Here is a 20394-nt window from a genome sequence, read left to right as displayed (position 1 = left end):
CACGGCACCTCGCCGCACGGGTGCAAAGGCCACGATGCTCCGCATCGAGACCTTCGCCCCCGCACGCCGAGCTACCGCACCGAGCACCTCCTCGCGACGGCGCGGAACCATCAGACACCCCCAGGTGCTCCGGACGTCAGCCGAGGACGCGCTGGACGAAACTCTCCAGGCGCGTCGCGAGACGTTCCGCCCGGACCTCCGCAGTGGCGGTTTCGCCCTGCGGGAGGTCGAGGTCCTTCAGGCCGCGGATGTACAGCGAGCAGGCCAGGTCAGCGCAGATGTACATCCCGACCGTGTTCCCCACCCGCCCGGCCGAACCTGCTCGCCGGGCGACGAACAACGCGACGTCGCTGACGTGATGCGCGGTGTTGCACAGGTCGCACAGCCCGGCGAACCGGCGCGCGGCGCCCGACGTCTGGGTGCTGACCGCGATCCCGGTGACGCCCGCGTCCCGCCGTACGACGAGGTAGCCGCGGTTCGGCGCCTTGCCGTCGCGCCAGCCGAGGAAGTCCAGCGACTCCCAGGGCAGCTCGGTGAACTTGGGCGGCAGCGCCAGCGCCTTGACCTGGCTCTTGGACGAGTTGACGAACGAGCGCCTGATGTCCTCGGCGCTGAGCGGTTCCACGACGGATCCTCCGATCTTCGACCACCCATGAGACAAGTCCGGCCCAGGCCCGCGCAACCGGTTAACTCCGTTGCTGGGGGCAACGGTAAGCCCTGGCGACGTGTCCGGTTTCCGGTTGGATCGGGTCCGCAACTCGGACACGCCGGGTGAGGGGTAGACAACCGGGCGCTAAGGGTGAACTCTGTATTGTCTAAACTTCAACTATCTTTCTGGAGGAATCCGCGATGTCCAGCGAGTACGCCGCGCTCAGCGGTGACTACACCCTCGACGCCTCCCACACCCGGATCGGCTTCAGTGCCCGGCATGCGATGGTGACCAAGGTTCGGGGCGCGTTCGACGAGTTCGAGGGCTCGTTCCACGTCGACGGCGAGAACCCGGCGAACTCGTCCGGCAAGGTGACGATCCAGGCGAAGAGCATCAACACCCGCAACAGCCAGCGCGACGACCACCTGCGCAGCAACGACTTCCTGGCGATGGACGAGAACCCGGAGATCACCTTCGTGTCGACCGCGGTCAAGCCGGCCGGGGACGCGGAGTTCGTGGTGACCGGGGATCTGACGATCCGTGGCGTGACCAAGTCCGTCGACGTCACGTTCGAGTACACCGGGACGGCGACCGACCCGTTCGGCAACCAGCGGCTCGGCCTCGAGGGCTCGGTCGTGATCAACCGCAAGGACTTCGGCGTCAGCTGGAACGCAGCGCTCGAAGGCGGCGGCGTACTGGTCAGCGAGAAGGTCACGCTGGAACTCGAGGTCTCGGCGATCAAGAACGCCTGAACTGCGAACAAGCGCCGGGGGCGTAGGACAGCTCACGAGCTGTTCGACGCCCCCGCCGCATGTCTCCAGTGCGGGTCAGGCGTGGCGGGTCGTTTGCTGGAGGAGTGACTCGACGGCCTGGTGGAGGTCGGTGTCGTGGTGCGGACCGGACCAGACCACGATGCGGCCTTTGTCGCCAAGCTTGGTGCTGATCAGGTCACGGGCCGGCGTGGGGTCGCCTTGGTTGACGAGTACGACGAGACGCCGGCCGTCGCGCTGGAGCCGGTCGAGGAGTGGCGGGAGGGTCGAGCCGCGGAACAGGCCGGGGTCGCTCTTCACCTTGGTCTCGATCATCACGCCGCGGCCGCGGACCACCAGCAGGAAGTCGGCGCGGTCCCGGGTGAACTCGCGGTCGTGGTAGATCCGCGCCTTCGGCCACAGGCGTTGCAGGGCCTCGTCGACCTCGGCGTCGTACTGCGCCGCGAGTCTGCTGACGCGCGAACTCGTACCGCGTGGCCGCAGCAATTCCGTCGTACGGCGGCGGCCGACGAACGGCAGCCAACGAGCAAAACTCGTGTCGATCATCGGTGGACCCCTCGACCTAGCCGGCACTCACACGTGAGTTTGCCCGGGTCTACGCGGCGGAATCGGGTGGCCACGGAATCGTGATCCCACTGGCATAAAGCCGAGGTGGAGAAGAGCGGTGGTGGGGGGTGCCGAGGTGGAGAAGATCAGCAGGCGTTTGGGGTGGTGGTGCCGCCGTCGACGATCCAGGTGGACTGCTGGTTGAGGACGCGCATCTGGTCGAGCCAGCGGGTCGGGGTGGTGTTCGGGAGTACGCCGCGGCCGCGGACGTTCACGGTGCGGGCCGCGGAGGTGTCGTAGCAGGCGCTGACGATGACGCTGTTCGACGCCAGGGTGCGCTTCGCCCAGAGCACTTTGGTGTTGCCGGTGTTGTGCAGCTTGTGGGTCCGGAAGTACTTCGCCTGCGCGCTGATCGCCCCGAACATCGCGGGCGTCATCACCGGCTCCAGTTGCTGGGTCTTGCTGCCGCCGCTGCGCATCATGACGTCGAGCGCGACGCGGTACGTGTAGTACGCGTTCAGCACGGGGTCGTCGGAGCCGGCCGCCTCGTCGGTGGTCGTGGTCCGGGCCGCCTTGTGCGCGGCAGGCGCCGCCGCGGCGACAGTGCTGTCGGCCTCGTTGCCGCAGCCGGGGAGCAGCAAAACCGAGGTCAGCGTGGCGGTCACAGCCAGGTTCCGCATGCGCATGGTGTCCGAGTACCTCCTGTTGGACTCACCGCTGGCGCCGCCGGTGGCGTAGCACACCGTTCGGCACTGACCGTGTAACGCGGCGACACGCATCGTGGTCACTGTGACCTGGATCACACTCGTACCCCAGACCGACGTGCTGCGGCTGGGGACACTAAGCGGATGGATGTTCTCGAGCACGTACGCAGTCTGTGCCTCGCACTGCCCGAGGTGACCGAGCGACCGAGTCACGGTGAGCCGACCTGGTTCGTCCGCGACAAGAAGACCTTCGTCATGTACGCCGACCACCACCACGACGACCGCCTCGGCGTGTGGATGGCCGCGCCACCCGGTGTGCAGGAGTCGCTCGTCGCGGACGACCCCGACCACTTCTACCGGCCGCCGTACGTCGGTCATCGCGGCTGGCTCGGCGTGTACCTGGACGTCGACGTGGACTGGGACCACTTCGAGGACCTGGTCGAGACGGCGTACCGCCAGATCGCCCCGAAGACCCTCATCGCCCGCCTCGACGAGGTCTGACAGTTCTATAGGGTGACCTGGGTGCACATGAGTGAGGGTGGGCCGGTTGGTCAGAAGCTGGCGATTGCGCTCGCGTTCGGGAGTTCGGCCGCCGTCATGGTGCTGGAGCTCGTGTCGCTGCGGCTGGTGGCGCCGTACATCGGCCTGACGCTGGAGACGAACACCGCGGTCATCGGTGTCGCACTGGCGGCGATCGCGACCGGTGCGGCGCTGGGTGGACGTTTCGCGGACGTGGCGCCGCCGCAGCGGACCCTCGGCCCGCTGTTCCTGCTCGCCGGGGCGCTGGTGATGCTGATCCTCCCGGTGGTCCGCTGGACGGGCGAAGCGCTCCGGGGCGGCGCGAGCGAACTGGTCTTCCTGGTCCTCGCCGTCACGCTGTTCGCGCCCGCGTCACTTCTGGCGGCCGTCACACCGATGGTGACGAAGCTACGGCTGGACACGTTGTCGCAGACCGGCACCGTCGTCGGCCGGCTGTCCGCGTACGCCACGGTCGGCGGCATCGTTGGCACTGTGCTGACCGGGTTCGTGTTCGTGGCGACCGTTCCGATCAGCACGATCGTTCTGACCCTCGGCGCCATCCTGGTGGTTGTAGGTGCCGCACTGACCTTCCTGCTGCGTGGTGTGCAGGCAGCGGTGAAGCCGGTCGCTCTCGCGATCGTCGGCGCCACGCTGACCCTTGTCGCGCCGCGGCCGTGTGAGGTCGAGACGGCGTACCACTGCGCTCGTGTCGTCGCGGACCCGAACCGGGAGGGCGGGCGGACGCTGTACCTGGACCAGGCGCGGCACTCGTACGTCGACCTCAAGGATCCGACCTACCTGGAGTTCGAGTACATCAAGAGCTTCGCGGCCGCCATCAACGGCACCTGGCCCGAGGGACGGCCGCTGAACGCAATGCACGTCGGCGGTGGCGGTCTGACCATGACGCGGTACGTGACGGCGACCCGGCCCGGCAGCAACCACCAGGTGTACGAGATCGACCCGGCCGTCGTGGAGCTCGACAAGCGGGAGCTCGGCGTCCGGACCGGCCCGGATCTGGCGATCACCGTGCAGGACGGCCGGCTCGGCGTACGTGACGAGGAGACGGACAGCCGCGACCTGGTCCTGATGGACGCGTTCAGTGGGCTCTCCGTGCCCTGGCACCTGACCACCCGTGAGCTGGTGGCCGACGTACGACGTGTTCTGCGGCCGGACGGGCTCTACCTGGTCAACGTCATCGACTACGGCGCCGCCAAGTTCGCGAAGGCCGAGATCAAGACAGTGCAGGCGGTCTTCCCGTACGTCGCGGTGATCGCGCGCAAGGACGAGCTGTCCGGCCACGCCGGTGGCAACTTCGTGGTGGCGGCGTCCGACAAGCCAATCGACGTACCGGCGATCGCGGGCCACCTCGGACCGTCGATGGGCGTCCTCGATCGGCCGGACAGCTTCGTCGGCGACGCACCGGTCCTGACCGACGACTACGCGCCCGTCGACCAGCTGCTCACGCCGTACAGCGGCTGAGCTTCTTGTGGTTGCATGTGGTCATGCACCCACGCGCAGGCCAGCCAGCACAGCCCGAGGACCTCGTCGACGTCGACGCCATGCTGGCGGCGTACGGCAACCTGACGCCGGACGTGGAGAACCCCGCCCAGAAGGTCGTCTTCGGTACGTCGGGCCATCGCGGCTCGAGTCTCGACAGCGCCTTCAACGAGGCGCACATCCTGGCGATCACACAGGCCATCTGCGAGTACCGGGCCGGCCAGGGTACGACGGGGCCGCTGCTCGTCGGCCGGGACAGCCACGGCCTCTCGGAGCCGGCCTGGCGGACAGTGCTCGAGGTGCTGGCAGGTAACGACGTACAGACGCTCGTGGACAGCGCCGACCGGCTCACGCCGACGCCTGCGGTGTCGCACACGATCCTGCGGCTCAACCGCGGCGCGGGCGCCGACGCGGACGGCATCGTCATCACGCCGTCGCACAACCCGCCGCGTGACGGTGGCATCAAGTACAACCCGCCGCACGGTGGCCCCGCGGACTCCGACGCGACCAAGTGGATCGCGGACCGCGCCAACCAGCTGATCGCCGGCGACAACCGTGAGGTACGCCGCAAGTCGTTCGAGCAGGCCCGTGAACAGGCAGGGGACTACGACTTCGTCGGGCACTACGTCGACGACCTGCCGTCGGTGCTGAACCTGGCGGCGATCCGCGACGCCGGCGTGAAGATCGGCGCCGACCCGCTCGGTGGTGCGAGCGTGGACTACTGGGCTGCGATCGCCGAACGGCACGACCTCGACCTGACCGTGGTCAACCCGCGGGTCGACCCGGCCTGGTCGTTCATGACGCTGGACCACGACGGCAAGATCCGGATGGACTGCTCCTCGCCGTACGCGATGGCCTCGCTGGTCGCGCAGCGGGACAAGTACGACGTGGCGACCGGGAACGACGCGGACGCGGACCGGCACGGCATCGTCACGCCGGACGCCGGACTGATGAACCCGAACCACTACCTGGCCGTCGCGATCTCCTACCTGTTCAGCAACCGTCAGTGGGGTCCTGACGTCGCTGTGGGCAAGACACTGGTCTCTTCGTCGCTGATCGACCGCGTGGTCGCGGACCTCGGCCGGCGGCTGTGGGAGGTACCGGTCGGCTTCAAGTGGTTCGTACCTGGTCTGGTGGACGGCTCGGTCGGCTTCGGGGGAGAGGAATCGGCCGGTGCGAGCTTCCTGCGTTTCGACGGCACAGTGTGGACGACGGACAAGGACGGGATCCTGCTGGCGTTGCTGGCGAGTGAAATCACCGCAGTGACCGGTGAGACGCCGTCGCTGGCGCACGCCAAGTTGGTGGAGCGGTTCGGCGCGTCGGCGTACTCGCGGGTCGACGCACCGGCCACCCGTGAGCAGAAGGCCAAGCTGGCGGCGCTGTCGGCAGATGCGGTCACGGCGACCGAGCTGGCCGGTGAGCCGATCGTGGACCGGCTCACGCACGCTCCTGGCAACGACGCGGCGATCGGCGGGCTGAAGGTCACCACGGAGTCGGCGTGGTTCGCGGCACGCCCGTCGGGCACCGAGGACCTCTACAAGATCTACGGCGAGTCGTTCAAGGGCGCCGAGCACCTGGAGCAGGTCTTCGAGCAGGCCCGCGAGGTCGTGTCGTCGGCGCTCGAGGCTTAGCGCACAAACGCGTCCAGCAACCGCTCCAGATCCGCAGCGGGGTCGATGGTGATCCCGCTGTGGATCGGTCCGGGATGTACGACGGTACTGCGGGGCGCAGCCAGCCACCGGAAGCGCTCGCTGATCGTGGTGCCTGCCGCCGGCCCGCCCGCCGGATCGCCCGCGCAGATAGCGCGGATCTGATCCAGCGACGCACACACAACGTCAACGTCTACTGCTGGGTCCAGGGCGCGCAATCGTTCGGGCAGAACGTCCCACCCAGCACCGAGGTAGTCCAAGGCCCGGCAGTAGAGCACTGCGCCCACGTTGATGAACTCACCCCGCTGGATGCGCGGCGCGGCCCGCAGGATCACGTAGTCGAAAGGCTTCACTGCGCACCTCCCGGCATCCACGCGGCCCGGTTCTCCAGCCGCGCCAGCAGATGGCCTAGGTACCGCTCCCGGTCGCCTTCGCCGAGCCACTCGTCCGGCACGAGCCCGATCACCTCGGTCAACAGCTCCGGCGTGATCGCCGCAGCCAGCTCGGCGTCCACCTTCGCGACCCCAGGTACCGCAACCGAGAAGACGTGGTCCGAGGCGTCGTACGGCAGCGAAGCGAACTTCTCCGCCGACATCCACGAGTGGTGGAAGTACAGCGCGGCTCCGTGGTCGATCAGCCACAGGTTCTTGTGCCAGACCAGCATGTTCGTGTTCCGCCACGACCGGTCCACGTTGGCGACGAACGCGTCCAGCCAGAGGATCCGGGCCATCGCGTCGTCACCGGGGTTGCCGGCCGATCCGTCGTACCCGAAGGAGCCCGGCAGGAAGTCGACGGCGAGGTTCAGCCCGGCGCTGCGGATCAGTAGTTCCTGGATCTCGAAGTCCGGTTCGGACTTGCCGATCGCCGGGTCGAGCTCGATCAGCTTCAGCTCCGGCACCCGCAGGCCGAGCCGCCGGAACAGCTCACCAACGATCACCTCGGCAACCAGCGCCTTCGGGCCCTGCCCGGCCCCGTGGAACTTGATCACGTACGTGCCGAGATCGTTGCCCTCGACAACACCAGGCAACGACCCACCCTCACGCAACGGCAGCACGTAGCGGGTGGCGGTAACCACAGGCAGACTCACGCGGGAGACTCTAGCCGTTAGTGAGTGGGTACCGGTTCACGGTGAAGCTTCCGTCCTTCGGAGTGGAGGAAGAGCTACTCCTCGTGTCCGCCTCCGGTGACCCGCTGCCACGGAGCAAAGCAGTGGTTGCGGACGCCGGAGAGCTGGACGTTGCGCTGGAACTGACCAGAGCGATGGTGGAGATCAACACGCCGGTCTGCACGACGGCGGACGAACTCCGCGGCCACCTGCTCCGGATGCGCTCCCGGCTAGCTTCGGCGGCCGCGGAGGCAGGTGCCCTGCTGCTCGCCATCGCAGTGCCTCCGCACGGACGGGCGGCGCAGTCGATCACGAGAAAGCCGCGGTACCAAGCTCTGGTCCGTGAGTGGGGTCTACTGGCGCGTGAGCAAGGCGTGTGCGGTTGTCATGTCCACGTGGGCGTGCCGGACAAGGAGACGGCCACCAAGGTCAGCAACTACCTGCGTCCCTGGTTGCCGGTGTTGCTCGCGCTCAGTGCCAACTCACCGATCTATCTCGGTCGGGACACCGGCTTCGCCAGCTGGCGTTGGCTGATGACGACGCGGTGGCCGAGCGCCGGCCCGCCGCCGTACCTGGAGTCGGCCGAACACTACGACGCGCTGGTGGCCATGCACCTGGCGGCGGGCACGTTGATCGACGAACAGATGGTCTACTGGGACATCCGGCCGTCGTCGCACCTCCCGACGGTGGAGGTGCGCGTCAGCGACATCCCGCTCACGGTGGACGAGTCCGTGCTGATCGCGACCCTGGTCCGCGCCGTCGTGCTCACCGCGCTGGAGGACGGCGCGAAGGGCCCGACGCTGGAGCCTGAGGTACTGCGGGCCGCGTACTGGCTGGCCGCGCGGGACGGGCTCACTGCGCGCGGCCTCGACGTCCTGACCGCGGAGGCGATGCCGATGGCCCAGGTGATCGATCAGCTGTTCCGGTACGTCGAGCCGGTGTTGCAGATGCTCGACGCGGTCGACCTGGTGCGCGACGGTGTCGAACGGTCGTTGCGCGAGGGAAACGGTGCGATCAAACAACGGAGGGCGTTCCGTGAGGGCAACGACGTCGTCACCCTCACGGAGGTCAAGCCTTAGGTCCTGAGAAAGTCCTCCAAGCCGTGGAGGTCGTCGGTGTTGAGGTAGTCGACTCCTGCGGTGACGAGTTCGCGCCAGAGGGCCTCGCGGGCGGCGCCGGGGACGTCGGGGGTGGCCCAGAAGCGGACCTTGTAGCCGGCGTGGTGGGCGGCGGTCACGAGGTCGTGCAGCTTGGTCTTCTCGGTCTCGGGTATCGGGCCGACGCCCTGCCAGGTGAACACGTTCGTCCAGTTGTCGCTGACGAGCGGCATGAAGGACGCCGGCATCCCGGACTGCAGGTCCGCGAGGCGTCCGTCGTACCCGGCGTAGCGAACCTTCTGCGCCTTCATGTCGTCGAGCGGGCGGTTGCCGCTGATGACGGAGGTGACAGCGCCCGTGAGTACCCGTCCGTTGACGAAGATGGTGCTGATCCCGCGGTACTTCGCCAGCGCCTTGTCGACCGCGGCGTACGTCGATGGTCCGTCGCTCTTGATGTCGATCAGCAACTGGAATCCGCCACCGCGCTTGTACACCTGACCGTGGTTCTCGCGGACCCGGTCCGCCAGCGGCTTCAGGTACAGGCTCTCCAGGTTGCGGCCGGGCTTCGCGTCCGCGAGGTCGTGGGCGACCCGGAGCTCACCGTCGACCAGCCACACGTCCGCCTCGACGCTGTTGAACCCACGGTCCAGTGCGTCCTGTAGCGGCCGCCGGTGCTCGTAGTCGTTGTGCGCGTGCGCCGACTGCAGGGCCCGGACGGCCGGAGCGTCGTACGACTTCGGCAGCTTGAGGTTGTTGGCCCGTACGACGTCGCGCACCCGGTCCGGGTAGTCGCTGATGATCCCGTCGACGCCCTGCTCGACGAACCACTGCAGGGTCGCCGGGTCGTCGACGGTCCACGGGATCACCTTCAGCCCGGCCTGGTGCGCCGCCTTCACCTTGTCCGCGGTGAAGTACGGCCGGAACGCCGGGTCGGTGATCTTGCCGCCCTGCGGGAACCCGTCGACCGGCGAGATCGCGGAGGCGCCGAACGACTTGACCGCCTTGATCGGGTCGCCGCCGAAGTCGTCGATGTCGATGCCGCCGAGCCACGGCGACTTGCCCGGCTTGCCGACCTGCAGGAAGTCGAAGTTGTCGAGCGCGACCAGCGGCAGCTGCGGCATCACCTCGTGCATCCGCATCAGCGAACCCCAGTCGAAGCTCTGGATCGTCACCTGCCGGGCGATGTTCGCCTTGCGGATCTCACTCGCGACCACCTGGACGAACTGCTCGCGCGGCGCGGTCTCCGACGGCGCGCCGGCCTCGACCTTGGTCTCGACGTTCAGCTTCACGCCGTACGCGTGGAAACGGTGCACGAGCGCGAACACGTCCCGCAGCTCGGGCATCCGGGCGCCCGGGTCGGGTTGCTGGCCGGGGAAGTTCGGCAGCGTCTGCGAGCCGCAGTCGAGCTGCTTCACCTGCTGCAGCGAGAGCGTGTTGATGAACTTGCCGACGTACGGGTACTCCGGATCGCCCGGCGTGTACGGCGCGGTGTCGCGGCACTTGCTGCCCGTGACCTTGCGGTCGTGGGTCACCACGGCGTACCCGTCCTGGGTGATCTGGACGTCGAGTTCGAGGGTGCTGACGCCGAGTTCGAGACCGTGCGAGAACGACGCGATCGTGCTCTCCACGGTCAGGCCGAGGCCGCCGCGGTGGGCCTGGATGTCGAAGTCACCGCGCGTGGCGGCGGCCGGGGCGGCCGGAAGCAGCAGTCCGGCGATCAGCGCGCACGGGAGGAGCGCGCGGGGCAGGCGGCGCATGAGGGGTCCTTCCGGAGGGGTGTGGGCGGACGCTCCTGAGGCTTTCTGCCGCAGAAGTACCCACGCCCTCGCGAAGGTAGCCGACAAGCGGACCACCGGTTACCAGACAGCTACGGGCGGCTCGTGCTCCTACTCGTACTGCAGTGCCTCCAGCGGGTCGAGTTTCGCCGCGCGCCGGGCCGGCCAGATCGCGGCGACGATGCCGACGACGACCGAGACGACGGCGAACGCGACCAGTTGGCCGACCGGAACGGTGAAGCTGATCTCGTCCAGCCGCGCGGCCAGCAGCGACGCGAGAACCAGCCCGAGGACGATCCCGATCACCGCGCCGATCAGCGCCGTCATCACGGACTCCTGGCGGATCATCCGTTTCACCTGCCCACGAGTCAGGCCGATCGCGCGCAGCATGCCGAGTTCGCGGGTCCGCTCGAAGACGGTCAGGACGAGCGTGTTCACGATGCCGAACAGGCTCACCAGGACAGACAGTGCCAGCAGCACGTAGAGCACGTTCAGCAAGCTCCTGATGCCGTCGGTCTGGTTGTTCTTGAACTGTTCGATGGTCACGGCCTTGGCGTTCGGGAACGAGGCCAGGGCGGCGTTCAGCGCGGCGGTGTTCGCCGCCGTGACTCCGCCTTGGATGTTCAGGAAGCTGTAGACGTTCTGCGGCTGGGTGGTCGTGGAGTCGAAGGTGCCGGTCGCGATCGTCACGTTGCCGAACGGCGACCCACCCGCCGGCGGCTTGAAGATGCCGCGCACCGTGAGCGGCAGCAGCTTCCCGGTCACCGTCTGCATCTGGAAGGTCGAGCCCAGGACGAGTGAGTGCTCGTCCGCGTAACCGGCGTCGACGATCGCGCCGTTCGGCGCCAGTTCGGACAGCGACTCCTGGGATCCGGAGCGCCAGTCGAACCGGAGCAGTTTGGGGGCCGTCTCGTCGATCGCGGTGACCGAGATCGTCTTGTCGAAGGCCCTGGCCTGCCCGGCGCGGACACTGGTCAGTTCCGTCACCGACGGCACCTTCGCCACCGCGGCGGCGATCGTCGGCGGCAACGGGCTGAAGTTGTTCTGCGCGGTGATCGCGTAGTCGGAGCTGGAGATCTTGTCGACCGCGTCCTCGAACGGCTTGATGATCCCGGCGCCGAGCGTCGCGACGAGCGTCACCAGCGCGAGCCCGATCATCAGAGCGGCGGCCGTCGACGCCGTACGGCGTGGGTCGCGCCGGCTGTTCTGCCCGCCGAGCGTGACCGCGGGACCGTCGGGGAGTACGCCGGGGAACTCGGCCGCCCGCCCGAACAGCCGGCGGATCAGCCACAGCGGGAACAGAACGAACGGCCAGGCGATCGCCGTCAGTACGACGACCGACCAGCGCGCCACCGGATCCGAGACGGCGGCCATCGGCCGGACGAGCCGCGCGGAGAACGACGCGATGCCGACGAACAGCAGCAGGACGCCGAGACCGAGCAGGATCAGCAACGTCCTGGTCGCCAGACCGTCGACGAACAGCCCGACCAGGATCGTGGCGATGCCGATCACGGCCACGGCCACGGCACCGATCGACCGGTACCGGTGGAACCGCCCGGGCGGCAGCGCCGCGCCCTCGCGGACGGCGGCGATCGGCGGTACGCGCGTGGCGCGCATGGCCGGCCGCAGACTCGCCAGCACGGTCACGACCACGCCGACGACGAGCGCGACGACGATGGTCCGCGTCCGGAACACCAGGCCGTTGTTCGGCAGGGTGAAACCGATCGCGTCGAACAGCTTGAACAGCCCGGTCGCGATCGCGAGACCGAAGAACAACCCGGCGACGGCCGAGACGATGCCGGTCACCAGCGCCTCGAGGACGACGGTGCCGAGGATCTGCCGGCGTGCGGCGCCGAGGGTCCGCAGCGTCGCGAACTCGCGGGTGCGCTGGGCGATCGTGATCGACAGCGAGTTCGCGATCACGAACGAGCCGACGAACAACGCGATCCCGCCGAAGACCAGCAGGAACGTCTGCAGGAAGCTCAGGAACGCGCTCGTACCGGCGGCGTCCTCGGCGGCCTGGTCCTCCGCACTGCGGACCTGGGTCGCGGGCGGCAGGATCTTCTGGACCGCCGCGAGCAGCTGCGGCCGGTCGACGCCCTTCTTGGCGGCGATCAGGATCTGGTCCAGTTTCCCGGACTTGTCGAACAGCCGCTGCGCCGTACCGAGGTCGAAGCCGGCCAGGGTCGCGCCGCCGATGGACGATACCGCCCCGAAACTGACCAGGCCGGAGATCCGCATCGGCTCCACGGCGCCGCGGGCCTGGACACCGATCGTGTCGCCGGCCTGGAATCCCTTCTCCGCGGCGGTTTTCGTGTCGATGACCACTTCACCTGCCGCGGGCCAGCCGCCCTTGACCAGGTTGAGCGAATTGAACTGCGGCAGCGACGGATCGATGCTGAAGCCGAGGTTCGGCGCGCCGCCGAAGACGATCGCCTTGCCGTCCTTGCCGATCAGTTGCGCCTCGCCGTTCACCGCGCCGCCGGCCGCGCCCACGTCCGGCAGGTCCCGGACCTTCTGCAGCAGGTCGGCCGCGAACGGCGGAGCCTGCTGGGTCCCGTCGTCGGACAGGTCGAACGCGGACTTCCCGGTGATCGCGGCGTCGGTGTTCTTGTAGTTCTGGCTGAAGATCGAGTCGAACGCACTGGAGATCGAGTCGGTGAGGACATAGGTGCCGGAGATCAGCGAGACGCCGAGGACGATGCCGATCGCGGTCAGCGCCGTCCGCAGCTTGCGAGCGAGCAGTCCCTGCAGCGCGAACTTGATCACTGCAGGTCCAGCGTGTCGATGATCTGCAGGATCTCGTGCTGACTGGATCGCCCGGTCTCCTTCACGATCTCGCCGTCGGCCAGGTACAGCACCCGGTCGGCCATCGCGGCCGCCTTGGCGTCGTGCGTCACCATCACGGTCGTCTGCCCGTACGACTCGACCGAGGACCGCATCAGGTCGAGGATCTCGCCGCTGGTCCGGGAGTCGAGGTTGCCGGTGGGTTCGTCGGCGAACACCACCGTCGGCCGCGACACCAGGGCCCGCGCGATCGCGACCCGCTGCTGCTGGCCGCCGGACAGCTCGGCCGGCCGGTGCGTGAGGCGATCGGCGAGCCCGACCCGCTCGACCAGGGTGTCGAAGAACTCCGGATCCGCCTTCTCACCGGCGATCGTCAGCGGCAGCAGGATGTTGTCCCGCGCGCTGAGCATCGGCAGCAGGTTGAAGAACTGGAAGATGAAGCCGATGTGCTGCCGGCGGAGCTTCGTCAGCGCGTCGTCGCCCAGTGTCGTGATCTCGATACCGTCGATCATCACCGAGCCCGACGTCGGCCGGTCCAGGCCGGCCAAGATGTGCATCAAGGTCGATTTCCCCGACCCCGACGGCCCCATCACCGCCGTCAGCTGCCCGGCTTCGATCTCCACGTCCACGCCGTGCAACGCACGCACCGCGGTATCACCTTCGCCGTACACGCGCACGACCTCTTGCGCGTGCACAACTGAGTCTGTCCCCTCCATTGCCGATCGCCCTCCCTGGCTGATCAGCGGTCCCCCCAGCAGACCGGTCAACAACTTCCACCGAGTCTGCTCGTCTTCAGGCTGGATCGATAGGGGGTTTTCCCGGGCAGAACCCTGATCTGCTCAGATCGAGCCGGGGAGTCAAGGGTGCCGGACCGGGAAGCGCCTCACGGCGCGTGGCCGCTCGTAGCGGCTTAATTTGGGACCCGGGGCTTGCACCGGCCCGACACCTCGAACAGTGTAGCGGGTGCTCAAACCCCTTGTCCTGTTGAGATTCCAGGCCGCGAGACGCTATAACATCGCTAGGCGCCGGACGCAACTACCACAGGCTCCCGGCGCGTTCGGCACGCGCCGCGGTCTGCAGCTGATCAGCGGTCTCGACCAGTTTCGACGCGGACAGCACCTGTTCGTGGCCCTCGTCGGCGAGGTGCGCCCGGCCGGTCGCCACGATCCGCGCGAACGCCGCCGCGCGGTCCAGGGTCGTCGCGAAATCACCGGTCGCGACACCCCGCAGTACGGCGTCCACCATGTCCCGCACCTCGGCCGGGCCCGGTGGTTCGGCGACGCCGGCGACGACCGCGTGCACCTCGGCGTACTTGCGGCCGCCGGCGAACTCGCGGGACACCGCCTCGGCATTCGAGTGCACCCACGACCGCAGGACGTACAGCCGCCAGAGCGCCCCCGGCAGCGAGTCGGCGGGGGAGTCGGACCAGAGTTCCGCGAGCTCGTCGAGACCGTACTCGTCGGCGAGCTTCACCACCCGCGCGTGCACCTCGGTGTCCTCGGACTTGCGCACCCCGCGAACCAGCAGCTCGGCGGTCCGGTGCGCGGCCTCGGTCACGGTCGCCGGATCGGCGGCACCGGGCAGCGACTCGAACAGCTTGTTACCGGGCAGGATCGGCCGGCGCGGATTGGGGGTACTCACGGCCTCCATGGTGCCTGACCGGCCGAAGGTCCGCATGCCGACCCGGTGAGGTCAGTACGCTCGGCGTATGGCGGGTGGAGCAGGCGGGGCTGGTCGGAGCGGCAAGCTGGCGAAGAGCGTGGTCAAGTACGGCGTGCGGTACGGGCCGCTCGTCGTCGAGGCGGTCCGGCACGGCCGGGAGCCCGCGCAGCAGGCGGTCCAGGCCGCGTGGGCGAAGCGGTCCGCGCGCCGGAAGGCGGTCGAGCACGCTCTCACCGTGCGCGAGGGGTCCCTGCTGAAGGTGATCAAGGACGGTCAGGCGATCTTCTTCGTGTTCTCCGGCGACGCAATCGTGACGACGTACCCCGCCGTACCGCAGAGCGCCTATCCCGAGCTGCTGCGGCACGCGGACCTGGACAAGCGCGAGTCCGCCGTCGTCCTGGCGGCCCGGAAGTCGAAAATCCTTCCCAAGGTCCGCCGGAAACGTTGACGCGGGCGTAACATTCCGGACCCGGCCGGGCAACAGGCGGGACGCACAGTGGAAGGACGTTTCCACGAGGGAGGGCGTCCGCATGCTCTGGAAGATCAGGACCGAACTCGCCGACCGGCCCGGTGCGCTGGCCGAACTCGCTGCACGGTGTGGTGCGGACGACATCAACATCCTTCACCTGGAGGTCTTCACCTCCGAGACCGGTGCGGTCGACGAGCTGGTCGTCTCCACCGGCGTCGGCTGGACTGCCGACGACCTGACCGCGTTGGTCGCGGAGGCCGGCTGTGCCCGTACGACGGTCCGCCCGTGCCAGGCCGACGTACTGCATGACGCGCCGACCCGGTACCTGCGCGCCGTACTGCGGCTGATCGACGACCCCGTGTCCGTCGACGACGAGCTGGGCAACCTGCAGGGCTTCGACGAGTACACCCCGGCCGAATGGGCCCGCGCGGACGTGCTGGTCGAGATCGCCGGGCGGCTGGCCGAACGGCTCGACACGCCGGAAGGCCCGCGGCCCGGTAGCGGCGTCGTGCCCGAGCTGCGGACGGCGACCGTCGAGGATGCCGACGCCGTCGTGGCGATGCACGAGCGGTGCTCGTACGAGAGCCGCACCCGGCGGTACCACGTGCCGATGCCGAAGCTCACCTCCCGCACCGCGCGGCACCTGTCCGCGCCGGCCGGTGGCGTGTCGACCGTCGCGTGCGTCGAGGGCGCCGTGATCGGGATGGCGACCGCGGCGCCGTGGGAAGAGCTGGGCAGTACGACGATGGAGGTCGCCGTACTGGTCGAGGACGGGTGGCAGGGCCAGGGACTCGGGCTGCGGCTCCTGCGCCAGGTGGTGGAGGAGGCCCGCATACTCGGCGCCGACCGGGTGGTCTGCATGGTGCAGCCGGAGAACCACGCGATGCTCCGCACCCTCGAGCGGTTGCGGATGCGGTCCCGGGTGATTCGGGACGGCGACAGTCTGATGGTGAGTGTCGCACTGTCCGACCGGAGCCTGTCGCATGCGGTGGATCGGCCGCCGGTGGAATATCGTCTGAACCGTGCCACCCCTTCCCACCGGCCGCAATCCGCACGGCCTGCTGGTCAACCTGCCCGCGAGCACGCGCTCGCCGCTCTTTCAGCTCTTCAGCCGATTTCTGGTCGCGCTGGGGCTGCTGACCCTGATGGTGCTGATCGTGGTGGTCGACCGTGACGGGTACAAGGACAGTTATGACGGCCGCGTCGACCTGATCGACAGCATCTACTACGCAACCGTCACGCTCACCACGACCGGGTACGGCGACATCACGCCGGTGACACCCTTCGCCCGGCTGGTGAACGCCTTCATCGTCACCCCGTTGCGGATCGCGTTCCTGGTGGTTCTGGTCGGTACGACACTGGAAGTACTGGCCAACGAGGGTCGCCGGATCATGCGCGACACGCGCTGGAGGAAACGGATGAAGGACCACACCATCGTCGTCGGCTACGGCACCAAGGGCCGCGCCGCCGTACAGACACTGATCAGCAACGGGGTCAAGCGCGACCAGATCGTGGTGATCGATCCGCGCGCCACGGCGATCGGGGACGCGGGCAACGACCAGATGGCCGCGTTCCACGGCGACGCGACGAACCGGACGGTACTGCGTCGTGCCGAGGTGATGACCGCACGCGAGGTGATCGTGACGACCGACCGGGACGACTCGGCGGTCCTGGTGACGCTGGCGGTGCGGCAGTTGAACCCGAACGCGCACGTCGTGGTCGCGGTCCGCGAGGAGGACAACGTGCCGCTGCTCCGGCAGAGCGGCGCGGACGCGGTGGTCACCTCGTCCGAGGCGGTCGGCCGGCTGCTCGGGCTGACCTCGGTGAGCCCGAACCTCGGCGAGGTGATGGAGGACCTGCTCACGTACGGCGAGGGTCTCGAGGTCGCCGAGCGCCCGGTCCTCGGCCGCGAGGTCGGGAAGCCGCCGTCCGCCCTACCCGACCGTGTCGTGTCGGTCGTCCGTGACGGCAAGGTGCACCGCTACTACGACTCGAACGTCTCGGTCCTGGCCGCCGGCGACAAACTCATCGTCGTCCGCCCCGCCAAGGAAACCCCCTGGGCCGAACGCCCCGGCGCCGACGAGGACGACGAGTAACACCTGCGCCTCAGCGCCCGCCCCGCACTCGCACGCCCCGCACAGCGCAACTTTGGGCCCCCACCAACCACTTTTGCCCGTCGCAAACGGTTGGTGGGGGCCCAAGGTTGTGGGTCGACGGTTGGTGAGGGCTCAAAGTCGGGCCGGGCGGGGGCGGGTCACGGTCCGGTTGCGGGGCGGGGTCGGTGGGTAGTTGGTGTTGACGGTGGTTGTGTGGCGGTTTAGTGTCGGGCGTGTAAACGATTACAAGAACGATTACAGGAGGTCGGCGTGAGCCGTCCGACGATCGCTGGAGTGGCCCGGGCGGCCGGGGTCTCGGTGGCGTCGGTGTCGCGCGTGCTGAACGGGCTGCCGGCCACCGAGGAGATGATCGAGCGGGTCCAGCGGGCGGTCGACGAGCTCGGCTACGTGCCGGACGCGCGGGCGCGGTCGCTGAAGGTCGGGCGGACGTTCCAGCTGACGCTAGCGGTCGCGGACGTCGGCAACCCGGTGTACGTGACGATGATGCGCGCGGTCGAGGAGGTCGTCTCCGCGGCCGGATACCGTCTGGTGGTCACGACGACCGGGCAGGACGTCGTGGACGAGGTCGCGCTGGTTCGGGGGATGGCGCGCGGGTACGCCGACGGCTTGCTGATCAGCCCGATCCGCGTCGACGAGGACCTCGTGAAGTCGATCCGCGAGTGCGAGGTGCCGGTGGTGGTCGCCGGTAACGTCCCCGCCAAAGCAGGCGTCGACACCGTCCGGGCCAACTCACCCAAGGGCATGCTGCTCGCCTTCGATCACCTGGTCGCGAAGGGCCGCCGACGGATCGCCTTCCTGAACGGCCCGCCCGACACGGTCCCCGGCGCCGCCCGTGCGAAGGGCTTCGCGGATGCATTGCGCGCGCACGCGCTGCAGCCGGTCGCGGTCGCCGAGGCCGCCGACTTCACCTTCGCGGCCGGCCGCGCCGCGGCCCCCGGACTGCTCTCGCTTACGTCCGAAGATGTGAGGGTCGGAGACCACAGTTCTTCGGACGTAAGCGGTGGGTGCGATGCGGTGATTTGTGCGAACGATCTGCTCGCGGTGGGGTTGATGCATGAGTTGGCTGCCGTGGGGCTCGAGGTGCCGCGGGACGTGGCGGTGGTGGGGATGGACGACAGTGAGCTGGCCGAGCAGAGTTTTCCGCCGTTGACGAGTGTGAACCTCGGGTCCGCGGAGCGGGGACGGCGGGCGGCCGAGTTGCTGTTGGCAAGGATCGAGGACAACGAACGGGCCCCGCGGCGGATCGTCGTACAGCCGTCCCTGAGTATCAGGAGGTCCACCCCGTGACGGCGACTCTCACAGCGCCGGCGCCGGTGAAGAAGAAGGCCGGTAGGCCGAAGGTCAACCGCGAGGCGATCCTGCTGTTCCTGCCCGCGCTGCTGCCGGTGCTGATCCTGAGCGTCTACCCGCTGATCCGCGGGATCGCGCTTGGCTTCACCAACGCCCGCGCCGGGCTGCATGTGGACACCAACTTCGTCGGCTTCGACAACTTCGGCAAGCTCCTGCAGAACAGTCTGTTCTGGGACTCGTTCCGGATCGGCGTGATCTGGACCCTGTCGGTGACGATCCTGCAGTTCGTCGCCGCGCTCGGCCTCGCGCTGCTGCTGAACACCAACCTCAAGTTCCGCGGCGTCGCCCGTACCCTCGCGCTGATCCCGTGGGCGATGCCGCCGGTCGTGGTCGCGATCATGTGGCGCCTGCTGCTGCACCCGACCAACGGCCCGGTCAACGAGGTCCTGCAGAAGCTGCACTTCACCGACCACCCGATCAACTTCCTCGGCGACTTCGGTACGGCGCTGCCGGCCGTGATCGTGGTGGGGATCTGGGTCGGCATGCCGATGACCACGATCACGCTGCTGGCCGGCCTGCAGGGCATCGACCGCACCCTCTACGAGGCGGCGGCGGTCGACGGCGCGAGCACCTGGAGCCAGTTCTGGAACATCACGCTGCCGCAGCTGCGCACTGTAATCGTCGCGATCACCAGCCTGGACATGATCTGGAACTTCAACTCGTTCGGCCTGGTGTACGTACTGACGGCCGGCGGCCCGGGCGGCAAGACGATGCTGCCGATGCTGTTCGCCTACAACGAGGCGTTCCGCTACGGCAACTTCGGAATGGCCGCGGCGATGGGTGACGTGATGGTGGTCATCATCATCGCGTTCCTGTTCTTCTACCTGCGGAACCGGCTGCGGAGCGAGGCATGAGAACTCGTTCCGGCGTCCGCGCCCTGCAGTACATCGCGGTCATCTGCTACCTGGTCTTCCTCGGTTTCCCGCTGCTCTGGTTGATCTCCAGTTCGCTGAAGTCGCCGCAGGAGTTCGCCAGCATCACGCCGAGCCTGCTGCCGAAGCATTTCGACCTGTCCAACTACAGTGACGCGCTGAACGAACAGGGCCTGGTCCGCGGCCTCGGTAACAGCCTGCAGATCTCGATCTACAGCACGATCCTGGTGCTGATCGTCGCGCTCCCGGTGTCGTACGCGCTGGCCCGTTTCCGCAGCCGGCTGCGGCCGCTGACGAACGGCTGGATCCTGGTCAGCCAGGTGTTCCCGGTGATCCTGATCGTGATCCCGCTGTTCATGATCCTGCGTCCGTTGCACCTGACGAACACGATCCCCGGTGTCGTGATCGTCTACATGGTCTGGTCGCTGCCGTTCGCCCTGTGGATGTTGCAGGGGTACGTCGCCGCGGTGCCGCGCGAACTGGAGGAAGCAGCCTCCGTCGACGGCGCCGGCCGGATCCGGACGATCGTCTCGATCGTGATGCCGCTGCTCCGGCCGGGGCTGATCGCGACCGCGATGTTCACCTTCATCTCGGCGTGGAACGAGTTCTTCTTCGCCCTGGTCCTGTTGCAGGATCCACAACTCAAAACGCTTCCGCTGGTACTCGCCCGCTTCGTCGGTGCCGAGGGCCAGGTGCAGTTCGGTCCGCTGGCAGCCGCCTCGGTCCTCGCGACGGTGCCAAGTCTCGTGTTCTTCGCCTTCCTCCAACGCCGATTGACCTCCGGTTTGCTCAGCGGCGCGGTCAAGGGTTGAGAAGAAGAAAAGAA

Annotated in this window: 20 protein-coding genes; 11 read left to right on the top strand and 9 right to left on the bottom strand. The window is 68.2% G+C overall.

Going from position 1 to position 20394, the window contains the following annotated elements:
• Window positions 1–136 precede the first annotated feature (136 nt).
• A complete protein-coding gene (locus tag ACWF0M_RS13020) occupies window positions 137–625 on the bottom strand; it encodes an FBP domain-containing protein (protein WP_452235834.1) in 489 nt (162 codons plus the stop codon).
• Between the two features lie 224 nt (window positions 626–849).
• Between ACWF0M_RS13020 and ACWF0M_RS13015 the strand changes: the two genes are divergently transcribed.
• Window positions 850–1401, top strand: a complete 552-nt coding sequence (locus ACWF0M_RS13015; protein ID WP_452235833.1) for a YceI family protein — start codon at window positions 850–852, stop codon at window positions 1399–1401.
• A gap of 75 nt (window positions 1402–1476) precedes the next feature.
• Here ACWF0M_RS13015 and ACWF0M_RS13010 read toward each other — a convergent pair whose 3' ends face one another.
• The gene (locus ACWF0M_RS13010) at window positions 1477–1965 is read right to left on the bottom strand and encodes a hypothetical protein (protein WP_452235832.1); all 489 of its coding nucleotides are present in this window, start codon (window positions 1963–1965) and stop codon (window positions 1477–1479) included.
• 146 nt (window positions 1966–2111) lie between these two features.
• A complete protein-coding gene (locus ACWF0M_RS13005) occupies window positions 2112–2645 on the bottom strand; it encodes a hypothetical protein (protein WP_452235831.1) in 534 nt (177 codons plus the stop codon).
• A 168-nt stretch (window positions 2646–2813) separates the two neighbouring features.
• Between ACWF0M_RS13005 and ACWF0M_RS13000 the strand changes: the two genes are divergently transcribed.
• The 3 genes from ACWF0M_RS13000 to pgm are packed head-to-tail and all read left to right on the top strand — an operon-like array spanning window position 2814 to window position 6316.
• On the top strand, window positions 2814–3170 hold the full coding sequence (locus ACWF0M_RS13000; RefSeq protein WP_452235830.1) for an MmcQ/YjbR family DNA-binding protein: 357 nt from the start codon (window positions 2814–2816) through the stop codon (window positions 3168–3170).
• A gap of 27 nt (window positions 3171–3197) precedes the next feature.
• Window positions 3198–4667: a fused MFS/spermidine synthase gene (locus tag ACWF0M_RS12995; RefSeq protein ID WP_452235843.1), complete on the top strand. Its 1470-nt coding sequence runs from the start codon at window positions 3198–3200 to the stop codon at window positions 4665–4667.
• Window positions 4668–4690: 23 nt separating this feature from the next.
• Window positions 4691–6316: a phosphoglucomutase (alpha-D-glucose-1,6-bisphosphate-dependent) gene (gene pgm / locus ACWF0M_RS12990; protein WP_452235829.1), complete on the top strand. Its 1626-nt coding sequence runs from the start codon at window positions 4691–4693 to the stop codon at window positions 6314–6316.
• On the opposite strand, the gene ACWF0M_RS12985 is transcribed toward pgm, so the two are convergent.
• Both ACWF0M_RS12985 and ACWF0M_RS12980 read right to left on the bottom strand, forming a co-directional pair.
• The gene (locus tag ACWF0M_RS12985) at window positions 6313–6687 is read right to left on the bottom strand and encodes a DUF3037 domain-containing protein (RefSeq protein WP_452235828.1); all 375 of its coding nucleotides are present in this window, start codon (window positions 6685–6687) and stop codon (window positions 6313–6315) included. The genes pgm and ACWF0M_RS12985 overlap by 4 nt on opposite strands.
• A complete protein-coding gene (locus ACWF0M_RS12980; RefSeq protein WP_452235827.1) occupies window positions 6684–7421 on the bottom strand; it encodes a HipA family kinase in 738 nt (245 codons plus the stop codon). Before ACWF0M_RS12980 ends, ACWF0M_RS12985 begins: the two co-directional genes overlap by 4 nt.
• Before the next feature lie 20 nt (window positions 7422–7441).
• Here ACWF0M_RS12980 and ACWF0M_RS12975 point away from each other — a divergent pair, with 20 nt between their 5' ends.
• Complete coding sequence (locus ACWF0M_RS12975; protein ID WP_452235826.1) at window positions 7442–8518, top strand: carboxylate-amine ligase; 1077 nt, start codon at window positions 7442–7444, stop codon at window positions 8516–8518.
• On the opposite strand, the gene ACWF0M_RS12970 is transcribed toward ACWF0M_RS12975, so the two are convergent.
• From ACWF0M_RS12970 to ACWF0M_RS12955, 4 genes are all read right to left on the bottom strand, one after another.
• Window positions 8515–10293 carry a glycerophosphodiester phosphodiesterase family protein gene (locus ACWF0M_RS12970; RefSeq protein ID WP_452235825.1) on the bottom strand — a complete coding sequence of 593 codons (1779 nt, stop codon included), beginning with the start codon at window positions 10291–10293 and terminating at the stop codon, window positions 8515–8517. The two genes, ACWF0M_RS12975 and ACWF0M_RS12970, sit on opposite strands and share 4 nt — an antisense overlap.
• 129 nt (window positions 10294–10422) lie before the next feature.
• A complete protein-coding gene (locus ACWF0M_RS12965; RefSeq protein WP_452235824.1) occupies window positions 10423–13080 on the bottom strand; it encodes an ABC transporter permease in 2658 nt (885 codons plus the stop codon).
• Entirely contained in the window at window positions 13077–13814 is a 738-nt protein-coding gene (locus tag ACWF0M_RS12960; RefSeq protein WP_452235823.1) for an ABC transporter ATP-binding protein, read from the bottom strand. The genes ACWF0M_RS12965 and ACWF0M_RS12960 overlap by 4 nt, the downstream gene beginning before the upstream one ends.
• A 319-nt stretch (window positions 13815–14133) precedes the next feature.
• The gene (locus tag ACWF0M_RS12955) at window positions 14134–14748 is read right to left on the bottom strand and encodes a hypothetical protein (RefSeq protein WP_452235822.1); all 615 of its coding nucleotides are present in this window, start codon (window positions 14746–14748) and stop codon (window positions 14134–14136) included.
• Window positions 14749–14806: 58 nt separating this feature from the next.
• Between ACWF0M_RS12955 and ACWF0M_RS12950 the strand changes: the two genes are divergently transcribed.
• The 6 genes from ACWF0M_RS12950 (at window position 14807) to ACWF0M_RS12925 (ending at window position 20380) form a co-directional block, all read left to right on the top strand.
• Complete coding sequence (locus tag ACWF0M_RS12950) at window positions 14807–15208, top strand: hypothetical protein (RefSeq protein ID WP_452235821.1); 402 nt, start codon at window positions 14807–14809, stop codon at window positions 15206–15208.
• Between the two features lie 82 nt (window positions 15209–15290).
• Window positions 15291–16403 (top strand): GNAT family N-acetyltransferase, encoded by a 1113-nt coding sequence (locus tag ACWF0M_RS12945; RefSeq protein WP_452235820.1) that lies wholly within the window; start codon window positions 15291–15293, stop codon window positions 16401–16403.
• Window positions 16375–17325 carry a potassium channel family protein gene (locus ACWF0M_RS12940; RefSeq protein ID WP_452235819.1) on the top strand — a complete coding sequence of 317 codons (951 nt, stop codon included), beginning with the start codon at window positions 16375–16377 and terminating at the stop codon, window positions 17323–17325. The genes ACWF0M_RS12945 and ACWF0M_RS12940 overlap by 29 nt, the downstream gene beginning before the upstream one ends.
• A 270-nt stretch (window positions 17326–17595) precedes the next feature.
• Window positions 17596–18633, top strand: a complete 1038-nt coding sequence (locus ACWF0M_RS12935) for a LacI family DNA-binding transcriptional regulator (RefSeq protein ID WP_452235818.1) — start codon at window positions 17596–17598, stop codon at window positions 18631–18633.
• Window positions 18630–19550: a carbohydrate ABC transporter permease gene (locus tag ACWF0M_RS12930; protein WP_452235817.1), complete on the top strand. Its 921-nt coding sequence runs from the start codon at window positions 18630–18632 to the stop codon at window positions 19548–19550. The genes ACWF0M_RS12935 and ACWF0M_RS12930 overlap by 4 nt, the downstream gene beginning before the upstream one ends.
• Entirely contained in the window at window positions 19547–20380 is an 834-nt protein-coding gene (locus ACWF0M_RS12925) for a carbohydrate ABC transporter permease (protein WP_452235816.1), read from the top strand. Before ACWF0M_RS12930 ends, ACWF0M_RS12925 begins: the two co-directional genes overlap by 4 nt.
• The last annotated feature ends 14 nt before the right edge of the window (window positions 20381–20394 follow it).

The organism is Kribbella sp. NPDC055110 (assembly GCF_053607525.1).
Note: the sequence above shows the minus strand (reverse complement) of the source record. Positions and strands in the feature narration are given on the sequence as shown.

Coding starts and splice junctions, on each gene's coding strand:
- ACWF0M_RS13015 (WP_452235833.1), top strand. CDS start 850: ATGTCCAGCGAGTACGCCGCGCTCAGCGGTGACTACACCCTCGACGCC.
- ACWF0M_RS13010 (WP_452235832.1), bottom strand. CDS start 1,965: ATGATCGACACGAGTTTTGCTCGTTGGCTGCCGTTCGTCGGCCGCCGC.
- ACWF0M_RS13005 (WP_452235831.1), bottom strand. CDS start 2,645: ATGCGGAACCTGGCTGTGACCGCCACGCTGACCTCGGTTTTGCTGCTC.
- ACWF0M_RS13000 (WP_452235830.1), top strand. CDS start 2,814: ATGGATGTTCTCGAGCACGTACGCAGTCTGTGCCTCGCACTGCCCGAG.
- ACWF0M_RS12995 (WP_452235843.1), top strand. CDS start 3,198: ATGAGTGAGGGTGGGCCGGTTGGTCAGAAGCTGGCGATTGCGCTCGCG.
- pgm (WP_452235829.1), top strand. CDS start 4,691: ATGCACCCACGCGCAGGCCAGCCAGCACAGCCCGAGGACCTCGTCGAC.
- ACWF0M_RS12970 (WP_452235825.1), bottom strand. CDS start 10,293: ATGCGCCGCCTGCCCCGCGCGCTCCTCCCGTGCGCGCTGATCGCCGGA.
- ACWF0M_RS12960 (WP_452235823.1), bottom strand. CDS start 13,814: ATGGAGGGGACAGACTCAGTTGTGCACGCGCAAGAGGTCGTGCGCGTG.
- ACWF0M_RS12955 (WP_452235822.1), bottom strand. CDS start 14,748: ATGGAGGCCGTGAGTACCCCCAATCCGCGCCGGCCGATCCTGCCCGGT.
- ACWF0M_RS12950 (WP_452235821.1), top strand. CDS start 14,807: ATGGCGGGTGGAGCAGGCGGGGCTGGTCGGAGCGGCAAGCTGGCGAAG.
- ACWF0M_RS12945 (WP_452235820.1), top strand. CDS start 15,291: ATGCTCTGGAAGATCAGGACCGAACTCGCCGACCGGCCCGGTGCGCTG.
- ACWF0M_RS12940 (WP_452235819.1), top strand. CDS start 16,375: ATGGTGCTGATCGTGGTGGTCGACCGTGACGGGTACAAGGACAGTTAT.
- ACWF0M_RS12925 (WP_452235816.1), top strand. CDS start 19,547: ATGAGAACTCGTTCCGGCGTCCGCGCCCTGCAGTACATCGCGGTCATC.